This window comes from Haliscomenobacter sp. (genome assembly GCF_041740695.1).
In the GTDB taxonomy this organism is placed as follows: Bacteria; Bacteroidota; Bacteroidia; order Chitinophagales; family Saprospiraceae; genus Haliscomenobacter.
The window spans coordinates 59,871-67,084 of sequence record NZ_JBGSLK010000127.1 but is presented as its reverse complement, the minus strand read 5'-3'; the positions used below and the strand labels follow the sequence as shown (position 1 = coordinate 67,084).

Annotated in this window: 5 protein-coding genes and 1 tRNA gene; 1 reads left to right on the top strand and 5 read right to left on the bottom strand. The window is 48.8% G+C overall.

All coding sequences use genetic code 11. From position 1 onward, the window contains the following. The first annotated feature begins 149 nt into the window (after positions 1-149). On the top strand, positions 150-1,190 hold the full coding sequence (locus tag ACEW9O_RS25810; protein ID WP_373553112.1) for a quinone-dependent dihydroorotate dehydrogenase: 1,041 nt from the start codon (positions 150-152) through the stop codon (positions 1,188-1,190). 26 nt (positions 1,191-1,216) lie between these two features. Here the strand turns inward: ACEW9O_RS25810 and ACEW9O_RS25805 are convergent, their stop codons facing one another. From ACEW9O_RS25805 to ligA, 5 genes are all read right to left on the bottom strand, one after another. Beyond that, positions 1,217-2,596 (bottom strand): sigma-54-dependent transcriptional regulator, encoded by a 1,380-nt coding sequence (locus ACEW9O_RS25805; RefSeq protein ID WP_373553111.1) that lies wholly within the window; start codon positions 2,594-2,596, stop codon positions 1,217-1,219. A gap of 6 nt (positions 2,597-2,602) precedes the next feature. After that, the gene (locus tag ACEW9O_RS25800) at positions 2,603-3,439 is read right to left on the bottom strand and encodes a universal stress protein (RefSeq protein WP_373553110.1); all 837 of its coding nucleotides are present in this window, start codon (positions 3,437-3,439) and stop codon (positions 2,603-2,605) included. A 103-nt stretch (positions 3,440-3,542) separates the two neighbouring features. After that, positions 3,543-4,544, bottom strand: a complete 1,002-nt coding sequence (locus tag ACEW9O_RS25795) for a TerC family protein (protein ID WP_373553109.1) — start codon at positions 4,542-4,544, stop codon at positions 3,543-3,545. A gap of 176 nt (positions 4,545-4,720) precedes the next feature. After that, positions 4,721-4,791 (bottom strand) — tRNA-Cys (locus ACEW9O_RS25790). A 205-nt stretch (positions 4,792-4,996) separates the two neighbouring features. Then, complete coding sequence (gene ligA / locus ACEW9O_RS25785) at positions 4,997-7,132, bottom strand: NAD-dependent DNA ligase LigA (protein WP_373553108.1); 2,136 nt, start codon at positions 7,130-7,132, stop codon at positions 4,997-4,999. Between the last annotated feature and the right edge of the window lie 82 nt (positions 7,133-7,214).

Genomic DNA, 7,214 nt, shown 5'->3' with positions numbered 1-7,214 from the left:
TAGCTCTTTCATAGTTAATGTTTTATAGCTTGAGAACTACAAAAATATCAACTAATCGCTATGTTTGCTATCTCTGTGTTTTTTGCCTTGGGATACCGAAGCATAACCTTCGGGGGCTTTAGCCCCCCAACCCATTATTCGTATATGATATGAATTTGTACCAAAACCTGCTGAAATCCTTGCTTTTTCGCATTGCGCCTGAACGTGCGCACCACCTCACAGTTGCTTTGCTCAAACTGGGCTTGGCGATACCTGGCCTGGGTGGCTCTTTGCGCAAAGCCTACCAACTCAACGATGCCCGGCTTGAACGGCATTTTTTGGGCTTAAAATTTAAAAACCCAGTAGGTTTGGCCGCGGGGTTTGACAAAGATGGTAGGCATTACCATGCGATGGCCGCGCTAGGTTTCGGTTTTGTGGAATTGGGAACGGTGACACCCAAACCGCAGGATGGCAATCCCCTTCCCCGTTTGTTTCGGCTCCCCGCGGATGAGGGACTGATCAATCGTATGGGTTTCAACAATGCTGGGGTAGATGCGCTGGTGGAACAACTCAAAAAACCTCGTCCGGCAGGCCTGATCATCGGTGGAAACATTGGCAAAAACAAATCAACGCCCAATGAGCAAGCGCTCAACGATTACCTCTATTGTTTTGAGCGACTCTTTCCTTTTGTGGACTATTTTGTAGTCAATGTGAGTTCACCCAATACGCCGGATTTACGGGCTTTGCAGGACAAAGAGCCTTTGATGCAACTGCTGTCAGTTTTGCAAAAAAAGAACCATGAGCACCGCATCCCCACGCCAATTTTACTCAAAATTGCGCCCGATTTAACTGAACAACAACTGGACGACATCCTGGAAATTGTGCAGGAAACGGGCATCGCCGGGGTAATTGCGACCAATACAACCATTAGCAGGGAAGGGCTATTGGCTGGTCCCACCGAGCTGGAGGAAATTGGCGCGGGAGGCTTGAGTGGCCAACCACTGCGGGAGCGCTCGACGGAGGTGATTCGGTATTTGCATCAAAAATCGGAAGAAAAATTGTTCATTATTGGGGTAGGAGGGATCGCTTCGGCGCGGGATGCGCAGGATAAGTTTGAGGCAGGAGCGGCGTTGGTACAGGTGTATTCGGGGCTGGTGTACGCGGGGCCAGAGTTGGTGAAAGAGATCTGCGAGGGGATACTGGCGGGATAAAGACGCTTGGAGTTGATTTCATGGTATTAATCTTCTTCGGCTCCTTCTACTACAATCCCATATTTCTCCAAGCGCCGATACAAGGCAAAACGGGTTATACCCAATGATCGTGCCACTTTCGACAATTTATTCTGGTGAAAAGCCAGGGCACGTTTGATCATTTCCAGTTCCATTTCCTCCAGGGTCATGCTGCCTACTTCCGGGAATTTGGCGCTGCCTTTTTGCCCGCTGCCAGCAGGTGGTAAGTTTTTTTGGAAATCAGTTACTCCCAACTCATCACTCGTGCTCAGGAGTACACTGCGTTCAACCAGGTTTTTCAATTGGCGGATGTTACCCGGCAGAGTCAGGTTTTTTAGCCATTGTTGGGCCTCCTTGTTGACGTATAAGTTGGGCCGATTGTAGAGGGTTTTAAGGTTGTTGACAAAAAAATTGACCAGCGCGGGAATGTCCCCTGGGCGCTCGCGCAGGGCAGGCAATTTAACGGTGATGAGGTTGATGCGGTAAAAAAGGTCTTCGCGGAAAGTGCCTTGAGCCACCATTTCTTCAAGGTTGCGGTTGGTGGCGCAAACGATCCGCACATCCACCGTTTTGCTGCGGCTGCTGCCGAGCGGTTCAAAAGTACGGTCTTGCAATACCCGCAGGAGCTTGACCTGACTGGCCAAATCCAGATCACCAATTTCATCCAAAAAAATGCTGCCTTTGTGCGCCATTTCGAATCGACCAATTCGATCCGTTTTGGCATCCGTAAATGCGCCGCGCACATGGCCAAACAATTCGCTTTCAAACAAGCTGGACGAAATTCCACCCAAATTGACTTTGACAAAAGGGGCCTTGCTGCGTTTGCTATTGAGGTGTACGGCCTCGGCAATGAGTTCCTTCCCGGCGCCACTTTCGCCAGTAATCAGTACAGGGGCGTCGGTAGGGGCTACCCGCCCGATTGATTCCAATAGTTCCAACAAATGGGGATCTTCGCCGACAATGTTTTCAAAATGGAATTGTTCATCCAGGCGTTTACGGTTGGGTGATTGGGGTTTGGATTGAGCTAAATTGAGGATGGTGCGCACAGCCTGCAACAAAGCTTCGTTCTGCCAGGGTTTGGTCATAAAGTCCGCCGCCCCAATTTTCATACCTTCTACCGCCAACTCAATGCTTCCCCAACCCGTGAGCAAAATGACAGGCAATTGCGGCTGGATGGCCTTGATCCTCCGCAGGGTATCCAAACCTTCGGTTCCTACCGTTTCAATGGAAAAATTCATGTCCAAAATGGCCAGACGGGGGCTATTTTTTTCCAAAAAAGCTAGCGCTTCACGGGGAGAACTGGCGGCATGTACTTTGAAGCCCTCTTGTTGAAACAGGAGGGACAGGGAAGTTTGAATCGCATGATCGTCGTCAATCAGGAGGATCAAGGTGGATCAGGATTTAAAGATGAGTACAGGAATATTGACTTCTTGGATGATTTCGTGCGCCAGGCCACTGCGAAAAATGCGATCCCAAAACCCTTTGTGGTTAGCAGTGAGTGCGATGAGGTCCGCATTTACTTCCTGCATGTAGCGTTCGAGGTTATCCATAATGTCGTCGCCTTCCAGGACGATAAAACTAACCTGGCGGTCTTCGTTGTCTTCCTCCACGGCACGCATGATTTTTTCCATTTGTTGTTTGGCCCAGGCTTTTTCGGCAGGGTCGTCGTTGACGTGGACGAGGTACAAGTGAGCGTCCAGTGCCTGGCACCAGGCAACCATTTTTTCAATGGAAGCAAGGTTGGCTACATCAAAATCAGTCGCGTAAACTACATTGGATATCGGTGTAAATTGATTGCCTGGTGGGGTCATCAGCACTGGGGCTTCCGAATAATTGATCATTCGGGCGGTCAGCCCGCCAAAAATTCGCCAGGCTAATCCCTTGCGATTGCGCATGCCCATGATGATGAGGTCGGCATCGTATTGTTCAGTGAGGGTTTCAATACTTTCCCACAACGAACCTCCTGCAATTACACCCCGAATTGGCAGTTTTTGATCAGTTGGAGCGATATTGGACTGGATGAATTGCCGCAATTTTTGCAATTCTTCTACTTGCTCCTTGTCTTCGATTTCAGCCAGATCACCCTCGTCTTCCTGCACTTTAAAGTCGGCACCATCCTTGATGTGGGCGATGTATAAGTCGTTGTGCAAATGCCGGGTGAGGTGCAAGCCATACAAAAAAGGCTGAGCACTATTGAGGTGATAATCCGTAAGGCATAAAATGGAGTCCATTGAAAAGGGTCTTTGAAAGGTTCCAGGGTTTCAAAGTTCCAGGGTTACATCCTGGTCACTGAGCGTAGTCGAAGTGCCGGATGAAACCCTGGAACCTTGAAGGCTATTCTGCTTTTTCAGTTTGGACTTCCCGGATTGAGTTTTTTGCCTCCTCGCGGCGCTGCCGCAACACTTCGGGCAAAGAAGGAAGAATCCCTCCTGCCAACGAAAGTGCAATGACCGCGAGCGATAGCCATTCTGGTAAATCGATGTAGTGCACCAAAAACATTTTAATGCCCACAAAAGCAAGGATTACCACTAAGCTATAACGCAGGTATTGAAACTTGTCGAGCATGGAAGCCAAAACGAAATACAAAGAACGCAGCCCTAAGATAGCAAAAATATTGGAGGTAAACACCAGAAAAGGATCAGTCGTGATGGCGAAGATGGCAGGAATACTGTCGAATGCAAAAAGAACATCGGTGGTTTCAACCACTAAAAGGGCAATAAATAAAGGGGTTGCGGCCGTAACGCCCCCCACTTTTACAAAAAACTTTTGGTCATGAAAACGATCAGTCACTGGAAAAAAACGTTTGGCTAAAGCCACCAGAGGGTTTTTGTCCACCTCCACCTCTTCATCGTGAGAACCCTGCCGCAACATCCGATAGGCCGTGTACAAAAGAATACCACCAAAAATATAAGTGACCCAACTGAAGCGATGCAAAAGCGCAGCACCGATCACAATCATGATGCCCCGGAACAGTACCGCTCCAATGATGCCCCAAAAAAGCACCCGGTGCTGGTATTTCTGTGGAATCCGGAAATAGGCAAAGATGACCGCAATGACAAAGATGTTGTCAATGCTCAGCGATTGTTCTACCAAATAGCCAGTCAAGTAGGTGATGACGGCTTTCTGACCCGAATAAGGGGCGCCATTTTCGTGCACCCAATGGTTTTCGTAAGCAAAGTAGATGAAGATGCTGAACAAAAGGGAAAAGGAAACCCAAACTCCGGTCCAGCGAAATGCTTCTTTGGCACTGATGGTATGGGCGTCTTTATTAAAAACGCCCAAATCCAGGGCGAGTAAGGCAGCGACTAATACTAAAAAGCCAATCCAAATTAACATAATGGTGAATTCTGTTGATGGTAAAGCGATTGATGGGCTAAGATAATGATAGGTGTTTTTCCACACAATGATTCTTTCCGAAATACAAAGTCTTCATTCAACACCATAAAGAGGATAGGAGTTCAGGGAAAAAAAGAAGGGCAATCGAATGGATTGCCCTTTTGGTCGAAATTGTGAGGTCGGAAGCGGATTTGAACCGCTGTACGAGGTTTTGCAGACCTCTGCCTAGCCGCTCGGCCACCCGACCCTGTAGTCGTCAAAACGCGCGGTTGCGCTTTGGAGAGGCAAAGATAGGAGAAGGAAATGGGTTGCGCAAGAGCCGCGCAAAAAAAGTTGAAAAGTTTAGGGTTGAAATGTTGAAAAGGCTAGACTGTTATGAACGTAAAAACTTGAATTAGAAGGAAAAATATGAGCAAGCAAACTTTTCAACATTTCAACCCTAAATTTTTCAACTACTCAAGCATCGCCAAAAACTCATCCTCCGTCAAAATCGTCACCGTACCAAGCTCCCGAGCTTTTTTCAATTTGGACCCCGCCTCGTCACCCACCACCAGAATATCCAGGTTTTTGCTCACGGCGCTGATGTTTTTGGCACCCGCAGCTTCGGCTTTTTCCTGGGCTTCTTTGCGACCCATTTTATTGAGGGTTCCGGTAAAAAGGATGGTTTTGCCGGAAAAGACAGCACCTTCAGCGGCTACTTTGGGGCGGTCTTCGTCGGTTTGTTCCATATTGACCCCCAGGGATTCCATCTCGCCCAGCATTTCGATGTTGGTCCAGACTTGGAAAAAATCGATGATGTTTTTCGCTACGACCGGGCCAACGTCTTTGATTTTGGTAAAATCTTCAAATTGCCAGTCTGCGAGTTCCCGCACATGGCTGATCTCCGCCGCAATCAGTTTGGATACCTTTTTGCCAAAGTGGTGGATGCACAAGCTGTACAACAAACGGTGAATGGGGTTTTTCTTGGCTTTTTCAATCGCCGCCTGCAAGTTGGTCGCCGATTTTCCCCCAAAACCTTCCAATTGCGCCATCTGGGCATAATCCAGTTTATAAACATCGGCAAAATTGCGTACCCAGCCCAGCTCATAAAAGCGTTCCACGATTTGTTTGCCCATGCCATCAATGTCCATCGCATCTTTGGAAACGTGGAAAATGATGCGTTGCAAGTCTTGGGCACCACATACACAGTTGGGGCAACGCCAGGCCGCCTCTTCCCCTTCGCGCAGCAACTCTACGGGCGTTTCGGTATTGTTGATCGGGCAAAACTTGGGAAAAACAATGGGGATTTCGCTGCCATCGCGCAGTTCATCCATGGCCTTGACGATGTAGGGAATCACATCCCCGGCGCGTTCGACCAGAACTGTATCTCCCAAGCGCAAGTCGCGGCTGGTGATGAAATCTTCATTGTGCAGGGAAACCGAAGAGACGGTTACCCCGGCCAATTGCACTGGATCGAGTTTGGCTACGGGCGTGATGGAGCCAATTTTACCCACCTGGTATTCTACATTGAGTAGTTTGGTAGTAGCCTGCTTGGCCTGAAACTTGAAAGCAATGGCCCAGCGGGGGTGGTGGGAGGTAAACCCTGAGCGTTCTTGCAACTCCCGGCTGTTGACTTTAGCCACCATGCCGTCAATTTCGTAGGCGTAGCCTTCACGTTGTTCTTGCCAGTAGTTGCAAAAATCAATCACCTCCTGGATGTTTTTGCAGAGTTTACGTTCTTGAACGGGGACTTTAAACCCCAGCTTTTCCAAGGTCTCCAAACTTTCAAGGTGGGTCGAAAATTGGCCCAAAACATTGTTACCGTCTTTGTCCACTGCGTAACCCAGGGTGTAAATAAAGGCTTCGAGTCCACGTTTGGCGACCTCTTTAGGGTCTTTTATGCGCAAGCCACCTGTAGCGGTATTGCGGGCATTGGCAAACAGCGTGATGCCTTCCGCAGCGCGTTTGGCGTTCATTTTTTCAAAAATATCCTTGCGGATCAGCACCTCACCGCGCAACTCAACGCGGTGAATGCCATATTGGGAAAAAGCTGCCTTTAGGGGGATTGAGCGGAGCACCTTGGCGTTGTTGGTGATTTCCTCACCAATGCTGCCGTTCCCACGGGTGGCGGCGCGCACCAACACATCGTTTTCGTACACCAGGGCAATGCTGCCCCCGTCAAACTTGGGTTCCACGCCATAAGCCAGCTCAGTCTCTGGATCGATGTTCAAAAAACGTTTGATTGAAGCATCCCAGTCATTGAGGTCTTCGGCATTATAAGAGTTGGCCAAAGAGAGCATGGGCGTGAGGTGCTCGACCTGGGAAAAGTCTTCGGTCAGGTCGGCGGAAACCCGTTGAGTTGGGGAGTCAGCATTTATCAGTTCAGGATGCGCTGTTTCAATTTTTTCCAACTGTTTGAACAGCTGATCGTATTCATAATCACTGAGGACGGGGTCATTCTGGATGTAATACCGCCATTCGTGGTAGATGATCAAGGTGCTCAAGTCGGCGTGTTGTTGGGCAGCGGCCTGGGTATGCACCGCGTGATCCGCCTGAAGGTAGGCCTTCGAGCGTTCGTACAGGGATTTTTGGTCAGATTGGGTGTACATTGGATGATGGCTTTAAGCAAACAGTCGTCATCCCAAATTTTCAAAAAAAGTCTAAAGCGACATAATTTTCACAAAGAAAGCA

Bases quoted from the DNA above. Each gene is read 5' to 3' on its own strand.
- ACEW9O_RS25810 (WP_373553112.1), top strand. From the start codon at position 150: ATGAATTTGTACCAAAACCTGCTGAAATCCTTGCTTTTTCGCATTGCG.
- ACEW9O_RS25800 (WP_373553110.1), bottom strand. From the start codon at position 3,439: ATGGACTCCATTTTATGCCTTACGGATTATCACCTCAATAGTGCTCAG.
- ACEW9O_RS25795 (WP_373553109.1), bottom strand. From the start codon at position 4,544: ATGTTAATTTGGATTGGCTTTTTAGTATTAGTCGCTGCCTTACTCGCC.
- ligA (WP_373553108.1), bottom strand. From the start codon at position 7,132: ATGTACACCCAATCTGACCAAAAATCCCTGTACGAACGCTCGAAGGCC.